This is a genomic window from Streptomyces sp. KR55, from assembly GCF_052245645.1.
Lineage (GTDB): Bacteria > Actinomycetota > Actinomycetes > Streptomycetales > Streptomycetaceae > Streptomyces > Streptomyces flavusporus.
Genome location: NZ_JBQQCE010000248.1, coordinates 1 through 14,062, shown reverse-complemented (window position 1 = coordinate 14,062; position 14,062 = coordinate 1). Strand labels below are relative to the sequence as shown.

General features: G+C 70.3%; 13 protein-coding genes and 1 riboswitch. Of the genes, 5 read left to right on the top strand and 8 right to left on the bottom strand.

The genetic code is table 11. The features are described from left to right. Nucleotides 1–53: 53 nt before the first annotated feature. From ACTWQJ_RS30620 to thrC, 5 genes are all read right to left on the bottom strand, one after another. Complete coding sequence (locus ACTWQJ_RS30620) at nucleotides 54–1,181, bottom strand: NADH:flavin oxidoreductase (RefSeq protein ID WP_443309767.1); 1,128 nt, start codon at nucleotides 1,179–1,181, stop codon at nucleotides 54–56. 194 nt (nucleotides 1,182–1,375) lie between these two features. Beyond that, nucleotides 1,376–2,998: a chaperonin GroEL gene (groL, locus tag ACTWQJ_RS30615; protein ID WP_385511124.1), complete on the bottom strand. Its 1,623-nt coding sequence runs from the start codon at nucleotides 2,996–2,998 to the stop codon at nucleotides 1,376–1,378. Between the two features lie 295 nt (nucleotides 2,999–3,293). Further along, nucleotides 3,294–3,500, bottom strand: coding sequence for a cold-shock protein (locus ACTWQJ_RS30610; protein WP_019057200.1), 207 nt, complete (start codon nucleotides 3,498–3,500; stop codon nucleotides 3,294–3,296). A 439-nt stretch (nucleotides 3,501–3,939) separates the two neighbouring features. Beyond that, on the bottom strand, nucleotides 3,940–4,215 hold the full coding sequence (locus tag ACTWQJ_RS30605) for a MoaD/ThiS family protein (protein ID WP_443309766.1): 276 nt from the start codon (nucleotides 4,213–4,215) through the stop codon (nucleotides 3,940–3,942). 44 nt (nucleotides 4,216–4,259) lie between these two features. Then, nucleotides 4,260–5,543: a threonine synthase gene (gene thrC / locus ACTWQJ_RS30600; RefSeq protein ID WP_443309765.1), complete on the bottom strand. Its 1,284-nt coding sequence runs from the start codon at nucleotides 5,541–5,543 to the stop codon at nucleotides 4,260–4,262. 18 nt (nucleotides 5,544–5,561) lie between these two features. Continuing rightward, nucleotides 5,562–5,709: riboswitch (SAM riboswitch) on the bottom strand. Nucleotides 5,710–5,863: 154 nt separating this feature from the next. Between thrC and ACTWQJ_RS30595 the strand changes: the two genes are divergently transcribed. Next, complete coding sequence (locus tag ACTWQJ_RS30595; protein ID WP_443309764.1) at nucleotides 5,864–6,808, top strand: glucosyl-3-phosphoglycerate synthase; 945 nt, start codon at nucleotides 5,864–5,866, stop codon at nucleotides 6,806–6,808. Between the two features lie 83 nt (nucleotides 6,809–6,891). After that, on the top strand, nucleotides 6,892–8,280 hold the full coding sequence (locus ACTWQJ_RS30590; RefSeq protein WP_443309763.1) for an alpha,alpha-trehalose-phosphate synthase (UDP-forming): 1,389 nt from the start codon (nucleotides 6,892–6,894) through the stop codon (nucleotides 8,278–8,280). A 179-nt stretch (nucleotides 8,281–8,459) separates the two neighbouring features. Here ACTWQJ_RS30590 and otsB read toward each other — a convergent pair whose 3' ends face one another. From otsB to ACTWQJ_RS30575, 3 genes are all read right to left on the bottom strand, one after another. After that, nucleotides 8,460–9,317 carry a trehalose-phosphatase gene (otsB, locus tag ACTWQJ_RS30585; protein ID WP_443309762.1) on the bottom strand — a complete coding sequence of 286 codons (858 nt, stop codon included), beginning with the start codon at nucleotides 9,315–9,317 and terminating at the stop codon, nucleotides 8,460–8,462. A gap of 83 nt (nucleotides 9,318–9,400) precedes the next feature. Continuing rightward, nucleotides 9,401–9,634, bottom strand: coding sequence for a DUF3263 domain-containing protein (locus tag ACTWQJ_RS30580; protein WP_224738185.1), 234 nt, complete (start codon nucleotides 9,632–9,634; stop codon nucleotides 9,401–9,403). Nucleotides 9,635–9,670: 36 nt separating this feature from the next. Continuing rightward, complete coding sequence (locus ACTWQJ_RS30575; RefSeq protein ID WP_443309761.1) at nucleotides 9,671–10,921, bottom strand: extracellular solute-binding protein; 1,251 nt, start codon at nucleotides 10,919–10,921, stop codon at nucleotides 9,671–9,673. 136 nt (nucleotides 10,922–11,057) lie between these two features. Between ACTWQJ_RS30575 and ACTWQJ_RS30570 the strand changes: the two genes are divergently transcribed. From ACTWQJ_RS30570 to ACTWQJ_RS30560, 3 genes are all read left to right on the top strand, one after another. Beyond that, nucleotides 11,058–12,002 (top strand): ROK family protein, encoded by a 945-nt coding sequence (locus tag ACTWQJ_RS30570; protein WP_443309760.1) that lies wholly within the window; start codon nucleotides 11,058–11,060, stop codon nucleotides 12,000–12,002. Nucleotides 12,003–12,130: 128 nt separating this feature from the next. Continuing rightward, nucleotides 12,131–13,237, top strand: a complete 1,107-nt coding sequence (nagA, locus tag ACTWQJ_RS30565) for an N-acetylglucosamine-6-phosphate deacetylase (protein WP_443309768.1) — start codon at nucleotides 12,131–12,133, stop codon at nucleotides 13,235–13,237. Nucleotides 13,238–13,366: 129 nt separating this feature from the next. After that, the coding region (locus ACTWQJ_RS30560) for a 1-phosphofructokinase family hexose kinase (RefSeq protein ID WP_443309759.1) at nucleotides 13,367–14,062 on the top strand (696 nt) is incomplete at its 3' end.

Below are 14,062 nucleotides of genomic sequence, written 5' to 3'. Positions count from 1 at the left end.
CCCCCCCCCCCCCCCCCCCCCCCTCCCCCCCCCACCCACCCGGTCGCCGATCGTCAGCTCAGCGAGGCCAGCGACGCCGCGTCGTACGGGGCCAGTTCGTCGAACCGGCCCGCCAGCACCTTCGCCGCCCACTGCGGGTCCTGGAGCAGCGCGCGACCGACGGCCACGAGGTCGAACTCGTCGCGCTCCAGGCGGTCCAGGAGGTTGTCGAGGCTGCCCACCGCGGCGCCCTCCCCCTGGAAGGCCTTGAGGAATTCGCCGTCCAGGCCGACCGAGCCGACGGTGATGGCGGGCTTGCCGGTCAGCTTCTTCGTCCAGCCCGCGAGATTGAGGTCCGAGCCGTCGAACTCCGGGAGCCAGTAGCGGCGCGTGGAAGCGTGGAAGGCGTCGACGCCGGCCGACGCCAGCGGGGTCAGGATCGCCTCCAGCTCCTCCGGCGTCTCGGCGAGCCGCGCGTCGTAGGCGTCCGGCTTCCACTGCGAGTAGCGGAAGAGGACCGGGAAGTCCGGCGAGACCGTCTCGCGGACGGCGGCCACGATCTCCGCCGCGAACTTCGTACGGGCCACCGGGTCGCCGCCGTACGCGTCCGTACGGCGGTTGGTGCCCGCCCACAGGAACTGGTCGATGAGGTAGCCGTGGGCGCCGTGCAGTTCCACGCCGTCGAAGCCGATCCGCTCGGCCGCGGCGGCGGCCTCGGCGAAGGCCGCGATGACGTCGTCCAGGTCCCGCTGGGTCATGGCCTTGCCGGTGCCCTCCGTGCCGTCCAGGCGCAGCCCGGACGGGCCGACCGCCGGGGCCTCGGGGAACGGCGGCTTGCCCGCGCTGCGCACCATGCCGATGTGCCACAACTGCGGCACGATCCGGCCGCCGGCCGCGTGCACCTCCTCGGCGACCTTCGCCCAGCCGGCCAGCTGCTCCTCGCCGTGGAAGCGCGGGACGTCAGCGCTCTCTCCGGCGGACTCGTGACCGACGTAGGTGCCCTCGGTGACGATCAGGCCGACGCCCGCGGCCGCGCGGCGGGAGTAGTACGACGCCACATCCGCGCCGGGGATACCACCCGGGGAGAAGTAGCGGGTCATCGGCGCCATCACGATGCGGGTGGGGACGGTCAGGCCGCCCACGGTGAAGGGGCGTGCGAGGATCTGGGCCGCTCGGGAGTCGGAGGACGCGGTGACGGTCACGTGGAGCTCCTGGGAGTGAGTCGTGTTGATACATGCGCATGCATTACTTGCGCACGCACTTCAACGGACTCGCAGGACACCGCATTCCGTCGTCTCCCCGGCTCCGGCGTGACCCCGGACACGCCCGAGGGCGGCACCCCCTGCCGGCAGGGGGTGCCGCCCTCGGGACCGGACGGACTGGATCCTTTACAGGATCAGAAGTCCATGTCACCGCCCGGCATGCCGCCGCCGGCGGGCGCGGCGGCCTTCTCCGGCTTGTCGGCGATGACGGCCTCGGTGGTGAGGAACAGCGCGGCGATGGAGGCGGCGTTCTGCAGGGCAGAGCGGGTCACCTTCGCCGGGTCGATGATGCCTTCCTTGACCAGGTCGACGTACTCACCGGTCGCGGCGTTCAGGCCGTGACCCGGGGTCAGGCCGCGCACCTTCTCGACCACGACGCCGCCCTCGAGGCCGGCGTTGACGGCGATCTGCTTCAGCGGGGCCTCGAGCGCGAGCTTCACGGCCTGAGCACCGGTCGCCTCGTCACCCTCGAGCTCCAGCTTCTCGAACACCTGGGAGGCCTGGAGCAGGGCCACGCCACCACCGGCGACGATGCCCTCCTCGACGGCCGCCTTCGCGTTGCGGACGGCGTCCTCGATGCGGTGCTTGCGCTCCTTGAGCTCGACCTCGGTGGCGGCACCGGCCTTGATGACGGCCACGCCGCCGGCCAGCTTCGCCAGGCGCTCCTGGAGCTTCTCGCGGTCGTAGTCCGAGTCGCTGTTCTCGATCTCGGCGCGGATCTGGTTGACCCGGCCGGCGACCTGGTCGGCGGAGCCGGCGCCGTCGACGATGGTGGTCTCGTCCTTGGTGATGACGACCTTGCGGGCGCGGCCCAGGAGGTCCAGGGTCGCGTTCTCCAGCTTGAGGCCGACCTCCTCGGAGATGACCTCGCCGCCCGTGAGGATGGCGATGTCGCCGAGCATGGCCTTGCGGCGGTCACCGAAGCCCGGGGCCTTGACGGCGACGGACTTGAAGGTGCCGCGGATCTTGTTGACGACCAGGGTCGACAGGGCCTCGCCCTCGACGTCCTCGGCGATGATCAGCAGCGGCTTGCCCGACTGCATGACCTTCTCCAGGAGCGGGAGCAGGTCCTTGACGTTGGAGATCTTGGAGTTGGCGATGAGGATGTAGGGGTCCTCGAGCGACGCCTCCATGCGCTCCATGTCGGTGGCGAAGTACGCCGAGATGTAGCCCTTGTCGAAGCGCATGCCCTCGGTGAGCTCGAGCTCAAGACCGAAGGTCTGCGACTCCTCGACGGTGATGACGCCTTCCTTGCCGACCTTGTCCATCGCCTCGGCGATGAGCTCGCCGATCTGGGTGTCGGCGGCGGAGATGGAGGCCGTGGAGGCGATCTGCTCCTTGGTCTCGACCTCCTTGGCCTGGTCGAGCAGCGCACCGGAGACGGCCTCGACGGCCTTCTCGATACCGCGCTTCAGGGCCATCGGGTTGGCGCCGGCGGCGACGTTGCGCAGGCCCTCCTTGACCAGGGCCTGGGCGAGAACGGTCGCCGTGGTCGTACCGTCACCGGCGACGTCGTCCGTCTTCTTGGCGACTTCCTTGACCAGCTCGGCGCCGATCTTCTCGTACGGGTCCTCGAGCTCGATCTCCTTGGCGATGGAGACACCGTCGTTGGTGATCGTGGGGGCGCCCCACTTCTTCTCGAGGACGACGTTGCGGCCCTTGGGGCCGAGGGTGACCTTGACGGCGTCCGCGAGCTGGTTCATGCCGCGCTCGAGGCCGCGCCGCGCCTCCTCGTCGAACGCGATGATCTTGGCCATGTGAAGTGGTCCTCCCAGGACTGGGGGTGATTACTTCGGACCGCGCCCGCGCCCGCGACGGACGGCTCGCCTGCCTCGTGGTTCCTTGCCCCACCCGGCCTGCGGCCTCACCGACCCGGTCCTTCTTTGTCACTCTCACCTTCAGAGTGCTAACGCAATGATTAGCACTCGCCCCTGCCGAGTGCAAGCGCCTCCCACGGACCGAGGCCGGCCTCGGGCAGGCCGAAGGGCTCGCACCCCGGGAGGTGCGAGCCCTTCGAAGAACAGAAGAACGTCGCTGCAGTCGGCGCGTGCTTCAGCTGGTCGCGAGCCGGACCATGTCCGCCTGCGGCCCCTTCTGGCCCTGCGAGATCTCGAAATCGACCCGCTGACCCTCTTCCAGGGTGCGGTATCCGTCCATCTGGATCGCGCTGTAGTGGACGAAAACATCCGCACCACCGTCGACCGCGATGAAGCCGTACCCCTTCTCCGCGTTGAACCACTTGACGGTGCCCTGAGCCATGCCTAACTCCCCTATTACTGGCCCTTGCACAGATCCACACTTCGCGGATCCGGGTCAGACCTCACCCCCCACTGGTTGGGGGCGTGCGCCGGAACGCGTCGACCGCGGCTGAATGTATCTGTCCAACTGCCGTCTGCAACAGGTCAATCGGACGAGAATTCTGGGCACCAAGGGTCGGGAATTTGCGGAGAATTCGCCCGAATTCAGGGCAAGTCGGGCCCCATAAAAGGAATGAAAGACGCAAAAGGGCCACACACTTTGGCTGCTTCTTATCGCACGCGGAGCCGGAACTCATATGCGTCCGGCATGCGGGTCGCAGCGCGTTCCCCAACTGTACCGCGCTCAATCACACTGAATTGCCCCCTCCGCTTCTCTCACGGAGGGGGCAATTCGATGAACATTGCGTAACCGGCGTTACTCACGGTAACGCAGGAGCGGGTCAGCCGCCCGCGACCGCCGGGATGATGGAGACGCCCGCACCGTCCGGGGTCGCCGTCTGAAGGCCCTGCTCGAAGCGGACGTCGTCGTCGTTGACGTACACGTTGACGAAGCGGCGCAGCTTGCCCTGGTCGTCCAGGACGCGGGCCGAGATGCCCGTGTGGTTCTTCTCCAGATCGGCGATGACCTCGGCGAGGGTCGCCCCCTTGGCGGCGACCTCTGCCTGACCGCCGGTGTAGGTGCGCAGGATGGTGGGGATGCGGACGGTGACGCTCATGAAATGACCTCCGGTCGGGTGAACGGGCCCAGGGGCGCGGGACTTCAGACGAGGCCGGCTTCCCGGAACGACTCCAGGTTGGGACGAATGGTCGCGGTCAGCCCGGTGCCCGCCACCGCGTCCAGCGTCTTGAGACCGTCGCCGGTGTTGAGGACGACGGTGGTGAGGGCCGGGTCGAGGAGACCGTTCTCGATCAGCTTGCGCGTCACACCCACGGTCACTCCACCGGCGGTCTCCGCGAAGATGCCCTCGGTCCGCGCCAGCAGCTTGATGGCGTCCACGATCTGCGCGTCCGTGACGTCCTCCACCGCACCGCCGGTACGCCGGGCGATGTCCAGGACGTACGGCCCGTCCGCGGGGTTGCCGATGGCCAGCGACTTGGCGATGGTGTCGGGCTTCTGCGGCCGGACGACGTCGTGGCCCCCCTTGAAGGCCACCGACACCGGCGAGCAGCCCTCGGCCTGCGCGCCGAAGATCTTGTACGGCTTGTCCTCGACCAGCCCGAGCTTGATCAGCTCCTGCAGACCCTTGTCGATCTTCGTGAGCTGGGAGCCGGAGGCGATCGGCACGACGATCTGGTCGGGCAGCCGCCAGCCGAGCTGCTCGCAGATCTCGTACGCCAGGGTCTTGGAGCCCTCCGCGTAGTACGGCCGCAGGTTGACGTTGACGAAGCCCCAGCCCTCGCCGGCCGGGTCGCCGATCAGCTCGGAGCAGAAGCGGTTCACGTCGTCGTAGTTGCCCTCGATGCCGACGAGCTCGCCGCCGTAGACCGCGGCCATGACGATCTTGCCCTGTTCCAGGTCGTGCGGGATGAACACACAGGAGCGGAAGCCGGCCCGGGCCGCCGCGGCGCCCACCGCACCGGCCAGGTTGCCGGTCGAGGAGCAGGAGAGCGTGGTGAAGCCGAAGGCGCGGGCGGCCTCCAGCGCCTGGGCGACGACGCGGTCCTTGAAGGAGTGCGTCGGGTTGCCGGAGTCGTCCTTCACGTACAGCCCGCCGGTGACGCCGAGTTCGCGCGCGAGGTTGTCGGCCTTGACGAGCTTGGTCCAGCCCGGGTTCAGGTTCGGCTTGCCGGCCACGTCCGCGGGGACGGGCAGCAGGGGTGCGTAACGCCAGATGTTCGCCGGTCCCGCCTCGATGCGCTTGCGGAGCTCCTCGGCGTCGTATGCGGAGAAGTCGTACGCGATCTCGAGCGGGCCGAAACACTCCTCGCACGCGAAGACCGGACCGAGCGGTACGCGGTGGCCGCACTCGCGACAGGACAGCGCGGCGGCGGGACCGAGGTCGACGGTGGGAGTGCTGGTGCTTTCGACAGTCTGCACAGCCATGTGAGGCGAGGCCCTTTCTCCTCATCTTCCTCACGACGCATCTCGCCGTGAGACGGAATTGGCACCTTCCCTAGCCGGGAGCCTCACCACGTCTGCGTGACAAGAACCGGCTGGAGGGTTGCCGGGGCTTCATCGGGCCGTTTCCCTCTGCCCCTCTGGATGAGCTGTATGTGGTTGTAGACGCAAACAACCCCCGACATGCGATGGTCATCAGCGTTGTTCAAGACTGTAACCGAAGGCCAGGACAGTTGAGATAGTCGTCCGAACCGCGAGATGGATCACACCCCCCTCGCCTGGAGAACGCAGAGGAGCCGCAAGCTGTGCTGGAAGAAGTCGAGCGCTGGCTGAGCACCCGCTCCTGGTCCCTGACCGATCGCCCGCTCCACAGGATCCTGGCCGCCAAACGCACGACGGGCCAGTCGGTCAGTGTCGTGCTGCCCGCACTCAACGAGGAGGAGACCGTCGGCGACATCGTCGCCGTGATCCGTCACGACCTCATGCAGCAGCTCCCGCTCGTCGACGAGATCGTCGTCGTCGACTCGGGGTCCACCGACCGCACCTCCGAGGTGGCCGCCGCCGCGGGCGCCCGGGTCGTCCACCGCGACGACATCCTGCCGCGCATACCGGCCGTCCCCGGCAAGGGCGAGGTCCTGTGGCGCTCCCTCCTCGTCACGAGCGGGGACATCGTCTGCTTCATCGACGCCGACCTGAAGGAGTTCTCCTCGGACTTCGTGTCGGGCATCGTCGGCCCGCTGCTCACCGACCCGGAGGTCGACCTCGTCAAGGGGATGTACGACCGTCCGCTCGGCGGCACGGCGGGGCAGGGCGGCCGGGTGACCGAGCTGATGGCCCGTCCGCTGCTGAACATGCACTGGCCGCAGCTGGCCGGTTTCGTCCAGCCGCTGGGCGGCGAGTACGCGGCCCGCCGCTCGCTGCTCGAACAGCTCCCGTTCCCCGTCGGCTACGGCGTGGAGCTGGGCATGCTGGTCGACTCCCTCCACCTGGCCGGCCTCGAGGCGCTCGCGCAGGTCGACGTCGGGGTGCGCAAACACCGCCACCAGGACGGGCAGGCGCTCGGCCGGATGGCGGCGGCGATCTACCGCACGGCCCAGCTGCGGCTGGCCCGCGGCCATCTGATCCGCCCCTCCCTCACCCAGTTCGAACGGGTGGAGGACGGCTTCGAACCGCGTACGTTCTCCGTGGACACGGAGGAGCGGCCACCGATGGTGGAGATCGCCGAGTACGCCGCCCGGAAAGTGGCGTGACCGTTTTATGGGCGTTGTATACGGCCCCGCCGGGCGGCCGTCCGTACGTTTGAGCGGATCCGGCTCGGGCTAGGTTGAGGCGTATGGCTTCAACGTACGGTGCTGCGCAGGTACTGGTGGCCTCCAACCGTGGCCCGGTCTCGTACGAGGTGCGCGAGGACGGCTCGCTGGCCGCCAGACGCGGTGGCGGCGGGCTGGTCTCCGGGCTGTCGGCCATCGGGCCGGACGCCGGCGCGCTGTGGGTGTGCTCGGCCCTCGGCGACGGCGACCGCGAGGCGGTGCGGCGCGGAATCGCCGAGTCCGGTGTGCGGATGCTGGACATTCCGGCCGACGTGCACGCGGACGCGTACAACGGCATCGCCAACTCCGTGCTGTGGTTCGTCCACCACATGCTGTACCAGACGCCGATGGAGCCGGTCTTCGACGCGGAGTTCCGGCGGCAGTGGGCCTCGTACGAGGCGTACAACCGCGCCTTCGCCGAGGCGCTGGCGCAGGAGGCGGCGCAGGGTGCCGCGGTGATGGTGCAGGACTACCACCTCAGCCTGGTCCCGGGGCTGCTGCGCGAGCTGCGCCCCGATGTGCGGATCGGCCACTTCTCGCACACGCCGTGGGCGCCGCCGGAGTACTTCCGGGTGCTTCCGGACGACATCGCCGGGCAGCTGCTGCGCGGGATGCTGGGCGCGGACCGGCTCGGCTTCCTCACCCATCGCTGGGCGGACGCGTTCACCGCATGCTGCGAGGCGTTCGTCGGGGGCCTCGGGGACACGCGCGTCGGCGTGCACGGGCTCGGTGCGGACGCGGACTTCCTGCGGAAGCGGTCGCACGAGGCCGATGTGAGCGAGCGGATGGCGACGCTGCGGGCGGAGATCGGCGAGGGCCGCAAGACGATCGTCCGCGTGGACCGGACCGAGCTGTCGAAGAACATCGTGCGGGGCCTGCTGGCGTACCGGCAGCTGCTCGACGACCACCCGGAGTGGCGTGAGCGGGTGGTGCACGTCGCGTTCGCGTACCCCTCGCGGCAGGATCTCGCCGTGTACCGGGAGTACACGGCCGAGGTGCAGCGGCAGGCCGAGGAGATCAACGGGCGGTACGGGACGCCGGACTGGACGCCGGTGGTGCTGCACGTCAAGGACGACTTCGCGCGGTCGCTGGCGGCGTACCGGCTGGCGGACGTGGCGCTGGTCAACCCCATCCGGGACGGGATGAACCTCGTCGCCAAGGAGGTGCCGGTCGTCTCCGACGAGGGGTGCGTGCTGGTGCTGTCGCGGGAGGCGGGGGCGTATGAGGAGCTGGGGGAGGATGCGATCGGGGTGAACCCGTACGACGTGGTCAGGACGGCCGAGGCGTTGTACGAGGCGCTGAGCATGTCGGTCGGTGAGCGGGCCGAGCGGACGAAGAGGTTGGCCGCGGCGGCGACTTCGCTGCCGCCGGGGCGGTGGTTTCTGGAGCAGCTGAGTGAGCTGAACGTCTGATCGGGCGGTGCGCGGCGCTGGGGGGGGTGGGGCGCGCGGACCGGCGCTGACGGGGTGCCTCCCCCAGAGAGGGGATCCCCAGCGCCCACCCGTGCCGCCCCGGGGGTCCCCCTCTGGGGGAGGCACGAATGCCCGCGGCTTGACGGGGTGGCTGCGGCGCGGCTGTCCGCGGCCTGCCGTCAGGCCAAGCGGGCCGCAAGGCTGTTCAGGAGGTCCACGACGCCCTTCGGGCCGTTTACCACCAGGTCGGCTCGTTTGCTCAGTTCGGGGACCTCGTCGCTGCCGCTGCAGATCAGTAGGCCTGGGGTGCCGGTGGAGCGGAGTTTTTCGATGGTGGCGTAGGCGGGGAGATCGCCGAGGTCGTCGCCGGCGTAGAGGACGGAGGCGGCGGAGAGGTCGCGGGCGTGTTCCAGGAGGGCGACGCCCTTGTCCATGCCGGGTGGGCGGAGTTCCAGGACCATGCGGCCGGGTTCGACGATCAGGCCGTGCCGGGTGGCGAGGTCGGAGAGGGGTTCGCGCAGGGCCTCGAACGCGGCCTGGGGGTCGGCGGCGCGGCGGGTGTGGACGGCGACCGCGTGGCCCTTGTCCTCCACCCAGGTGCCCTGCCCGGCGCCCACCCGTTCGAGCAGCCCCGGCAGTTTCTCGCGGACGGCGGCGACGCCGGGGTGCGGGGCGGGGGCGCTGACCTCGCCGCTCACGGCGTCCCAGCGTTCGGCGCCGTAGTGGCCGAGGACGACGAGATGCTCGAGGCCGGGTACACCCGCGAAGCCGCCGTACCGCACGGCTACGTCCGCCGGGCGGCCGGTGATCACTGCGACGGAGGCGACCTTCGGGGCGAGGGCGGCGAGCGCGGGCACCGCGTCGGGGTGGGCCCGCGCCTGCTCGGGGTCGGGCACGATCGGGGCGAGCGTCCCGTCGAAGTCGAGGGCGATCACCGCTTTGCCGGGCCGGGCGAGAATCGCGTCGAGCCCGTCACGCCCGGCAGGGGTCGAGGGCGTCGGGAGAGTCGTGTTGGGTTCGGTCTCGTGGCTGCCCATATGGCGACCATATCCGCGGGCGGGCCTTTACACGCCGGTCGGCATCATCCAACGCCACGCCGGGTGACAGCGAAACCCCGGGTTCATCGGTCGGCCCGCCTCCGCTCCCGTACCCTCCGCAACCGGTTCACCGTGACCGGATCGTGCGCCAACGCCCGCGGATCGTCGAGCAGGGCGTTGAGCAGCTGGTAGTAGCGCACCGGGGCCAGGCCCAGCTCCTCCCGTATTGCCCGCTCCTTCGCACCGGGCCCGGCAAACCCCCGGCGTTCCAGCGCGAGGATGTCCTGTTCCCGCCGTCCGAGCCGCTCCTGCTCCATGCCCGAAACCGTAACCTCCGGCACCGACAGTGCGACCTATCCCGCCGCCGAGCTCTCCGCCGTGGTCGCCGTCGACTGCAGCTGGCCGAGGATCGCCGACGGGCTGCCACCGGGCTCCACGGTGGAGCCGATCCGCTTCTTGACCTCCGCGCTGACCGCCGCCCAGGACGTCTTGCCGACGGGGTAGAACTCGGCGAGCGGCAGTTCGTCCAGGAACGGCTTGAGGTCCCGGTCCTCGGACGCTCCGCTCATGGCCTCGGACGCGGCGTTGGTGACCGGCAGCAGGTCGTACTCACGGGAGAAGGCGAGGACGTTCTCCTCGCTGTAGACGATGTCGAGGAAGTCGCCGACCTGCTCCTTGTGGCCGTTCTGCTTGAACGCCAGCATCCAGTCGGCGACGCCCATCGTGGCCTTGCTCTCACCGTTCACGCCGGGCATCGGCACCATGCCGAACTTCACGCCCTTCTTCTCGGCCATCTTCATCAGGGACGGATGGCCGTTCAGCATGCCGACCTCGCCCCGGGCGAAGGCGGCGAACGCGTCGGCGCGGTTGAGCTTGCCGGGGGCGACCGGCCCGGTGAGGTCCGCGCCGACCAGCTCGTCGCGCAGCCAGGTGAAGGTCTCGACGTTCTCCGTGGAGTCGATGCCGTAGGTGCCGACGGTGTCGGTGTAGCCGCCGCCCCCGCTGAGCAGCCACTGCATGGTCTCGGCCTGCGCCTCCTCGGAGCCGAGCGGCAGGGCGTAGGGGTACTTCACGCCCTCGGCCTTCAGGGCCGCGGCATCGGCGGCCAGTTCCGCCCATGTGGTGGGCGGGGTGAGGCCGGCCTCCTCGAAGAGGGTCTTGTTGTAGAAGAGCAGGCGCGTGGAGGCGGCGAACGGCAGGCCGTACTGCGCCCCGTTGACCTGCCCCGCGCTGGCGAGCGCGGAGGAGAAACCGGCCTGGACCGGTATGGAGAGCAGGTCGTCGGCGGTGTAGAGCAGGTCGTCGGCCGCGTAGTCGGCGTACGCGCCGATCTGGGCCATGTCGGGCGCCTTCCCGGCCTCGACCATCTCCTTGACCTTGGCGTCGACGTCGTTCCAGGAGTAGACGCTGACCTCGACGTTCACATCCGGGTGGTCGGCCTCGTACTCCTCGACCAGCTTCGCCCAGTACTTCTTCGAGCTGTTGGCCGCGCTGTCGCCGTAGTCGGCGGCGACCAGCCGCAGCGTCACGTCGGCCGAGTCTCCGCCGAGGCCGCAGCCGCCGAGGACCGCCGTCATGCCCAGTGCGGACACCACCGCGATCATTCCTGTCCTGCACCGCTGCACGTGCTCTCGCCCACCCTCGCCGAAAGATAAATCTGACTTTTTACAACCGGAACCAAGGTCTACACCACGTAAGTGGACTAGACCTCTTCCGGGTCCTCGGGCCACACTGTCCCCCGTGAGACACGTCATCGCCCTCGATGTGGGCGGCACCGGGATGAAGGCCGCCCTGGTCGGGGCGGACGGCGCCCTGATCCACCAGGCGCGCCGGCCGACCGGGCGGGAACGCGGGCCCGGCGCGGTCGTCGACGGCATCCTCGACTTCGCCGCCGGACTCCGCGCGTACGGCGAACAGCACCTCGGCACGCCCGCGGCCGCCGCCGGCGTCGCCGTCCCCGGCATCGTCGACGAACAGCACGGCATCGCCGCCTACGCGGCCAACCTCGGCTGGCGTGACGTCCCCCTGCGCGGACTCCTCGCCGACCGGCTCGGCGGCATCCCGGTCGCCCTCGGCCACGATGTGCGCACCGGCGGGCTCGCCGAGGGCCGGATCGGTGCCGGGCGGGGCGCGGACCGGTTCCTGTTCGTGCCGCTGGGCACCGGCATCGCGGGTGCCATCGGTATCGACGGCCGGGTGGAGGCGGGTGCGCACGGCTTCGCGGGCGAGATCGGCCATGTCGTCGTACGGCCCGGCGGGACGCCCTGTCCCTGCGGGCAGCGCGGCTGCCTGGAGCGGTTCGCGTCGGCGTCGGCGGTCAGCGAGGCATGGGCGGCAGCGACCGGGGACGCGCAAGCGGACGCGGCCGACTGCGCCAAGGCCGTCGAGTCCGGCGACCCACAGGCCATACGGATCTGGCAGGACGCCGTGAACGCCCTCGCCGACGGCCTGGTCACCGCGCTCACCCTGCTGGACCCGCGCACGCTCATCATCGGTGGCGGGCTCGCCGAGGCGGGGGAAACCTTGTTCACACCGCTGCGGGACGCAGTGAAAAAGCGCGTCACCTTCCAGAAACTGCCGAACATCGTCCCGGCGGCCCTGGGCGATACGGCGGGATGCCTGGGTGCCGGGCTCCTCGCCTGGGATCTCCTCACATCCACCGACCGCACGGAGGAATCAGCCTGATGGCAACCCCCCCAGGGGCGCGGGACAGCGCCGACATGCGGCTCCGCCGCGGGGCGCGACAAGCCACGACGCACCCGCAGCCCGCGACCGACGGAACACCCCTGGTCCTCTCCGGAGCCAACGTGGTCATGCCCACGGGAACCGTCAAAGACGGCCGAGTGATCGTCAAGGGTGCCCGAATCGCCGCGAGCGCCCCGGCCAACGTGCCCGAGATCGACCTGCGAGGCCACTGGCTGGTACCGGGTTTCGTGGACCTCCACAACCACGGCGGCGGTGGAGCCTCCTTCACCTCCGGCACGGTCGACGAGGTCCTCAAGGGCATCCACACCCACCGGCTGCACGGCACGACCACCCTGGTCGCCTCCACGGTCACCGGCGACATGGATTTCCTCATCCGGCGGGCGGGCCTGCTCTCCGAGCTGGCCGAGCAGGGCGAGATCGCCGGCATCCACTTCGAGGGGCCGTTCATCTCCCCGTGCCGCAAGGGTGCGCACTCCGAGGAGCTGCTGCGCGACCCGGAGCCTTCCGAGGTGCGCAAGCTGATCGACGCGGCGCGCGGCAGGGCGAAGATGCTCACGCTCGCCACCGAACTGCCGGGCGGCATCGACTCCGTACGGCTGCTCGCCGAGCACGGGGTGATCGCGGCGGTCGGCCACACGGACGCGACGTACGAGCAGACGGTCGAGGCGATCGACGCGGGCGCGACGGTCGCCACGCACCTGTTCAACGCCATGCCCGCGCTCGGCCACCGCGCCCCCGGCCCGATCGCCGCCCTGCTGGAGGACGAGCGGGTGACCGTCGAGCTCATCAACGACGGCACGCATCTGCACCCGGCCGCCCTGGAGCTGGCGTTCCATCACGCGGGCCCGGAGCGGGTCGCGTTCGTCACGGACGCGATGGACGCGGCCGGTTTCGGCGACGGCCGCTATCTGCTCGGCCCGCTGGAGGTCGAGGTCAGCGACGGCGTGGCGCGCCTGGTGGAGGGCGGCTCGATCGCCGGCTCCACGCTCACCCTGGACCGCGCTTTCAAGCGGGCGGTGACCATCGACCGGCTGCCGGTGGAGCATGCGGTGGCGGCCCTGTCGGCCAATCCGGCGCGGCTGCTGGGCCTGGACGACCGGATCGGCTCCCTCGAGCCCGGCAAGGACGCCGACCTGGTGCTGCTGGACGCCGACTTCGAGCTCAAGGGCGTGATGCGGCAGGGAGAATGGGTGGTTGAGCCCCAACTGCCCTGATACATCCGCCAGTAGAGAGCCGACCGAAGAGACGGTGGCCGACCGGACGACTGTGCCGACCGCCGTCTCTTTGGCATGATCGACCCCCGGAGAACGACAAGCGCATTCACTCGGGGGAGGTCGGCCCAGGTGATCCTCACGGTCACGCTGAACACCGCTCTCGACATCACCTATCGCGTACGGTCCCTGCGGCCGCACACCACCCACCGGGTCTCCGAGGTGACCGAACGCCCCGGCGGCAAGGGCGTCAACGTCGCCCGCGTCCTGGCCGCGCTCGGTCACGAGGTGACGGTCACCGGCTTCGTCGGCGGCAGCACCGGACGGATCGTGCAGGACGCGCTCACCGCCACGCCGGGTGTGGTCGACGCGCTCGTCCCGATCGGCGGCGTGACCCGGCGCACCATCGCCGTCGTGGACGAGCGGACCGGCGACACGACCCAGCTCAACGAGCCCGGCCCGGCCATCGCACCGGCCGAGTGGTCCGCGTTCCTGGAGGCCTACGAGGACCTGCTGGCGCCGGCGAGCGCGGTGGCCCTGTGCGGCAGCCTGCCGCCGGGTGTGCCGGTGGGCGCGTATGCGGGCCTGATACGCGCCGCGCGTGCGGCGGGCGTGCCCGTGCTGCTGGACACCAGCGGGGAGCCGCTGCGCCGCGGGGTGGCCGCCCGCCCGGACGTCATCAAGCCCAACGCCGACGAACTGGCCGAACTCACCGGCTCCCACGAGCCGTTGCGCGCCACCCAGGACGCCCGCCGCCGCGGCGCCCACGCGGTGGTCGCCTCCCTCGGCCCGGAGGGCCTGCTCGCCCTGACCCCCGAGGGCCGCTGG

What these genes read in the sequence shown, in the direction of transcription:
- groL (WP_385511124.1), bottom strand. Translation starts at nt 2,998, where the DNA reads ATGGCCAAGATCATCGCGTTCGACGAGGAGGCGCGGCGCGGCCTCGAG.
- ACTWQJ_RS30610 (WP_019057200.1), bottom strand. Translation starts at nt 3,500, where the DNA reads ATGGCTCAGGGCACCGTCAAGTGGTTCAACGCGGAGAAGGGGTACGGC.
- ACTWQJ_RS30605 (WP_443309766.1), bottom strand. Translation starts at nt 4,215, where the DNA reads ATGAGCGTCACCGTCCGCATCCCCACCATCCTGCGCACCTACACCGGC.
- thrC (WP_443309765.1), bottom strand. Translation starts at nt 5,543, where the DNA reads ATGGCTGTGCAGACTGTCGAAAGCACCAGCACTCCCACCGTCGACCTC.
- ACTWQJ_RS30590 (WP_443309763.1), top strand. Translation starts at nt 6,892, where the DNA reads ATGGCTTCAACGTACGGTGCTGCGCAGGTACTGGTGGCCTCCAACCGT.
- otsB (WP_443309762.1), bottom strand. Translation starts at nt 9,317, where the DNA reads ATGGGCAGCCACGAGACCGAACCCAACACGACTCTCCCGACGCCCTCG.
- ACTWQJ_RS30580 (WP_224738185.1), bottom strand. Translation starts at nt 9,634, where the DNA reads ATGGAGCAGGAGCGGCTCGGACGGCGGGAACAGGACATCCTCGCGCTG.
- ACTWQJ_RS30575 (WP_443309761.1), bottom strand. Translation starts at nt 10,921, where the DNA reads ATGATCGCGGTGGTGTCCGCACTGGGCATGACGGCGGTCCTCGGCGGC.
- nagA (WP_443309768.1), top strand. Translation starts at nt 12,131, where the DNA reads ATGCCCACGGGAACCGTCAAAGACGGCCGAGTGATCGTCAAGGGTGCC.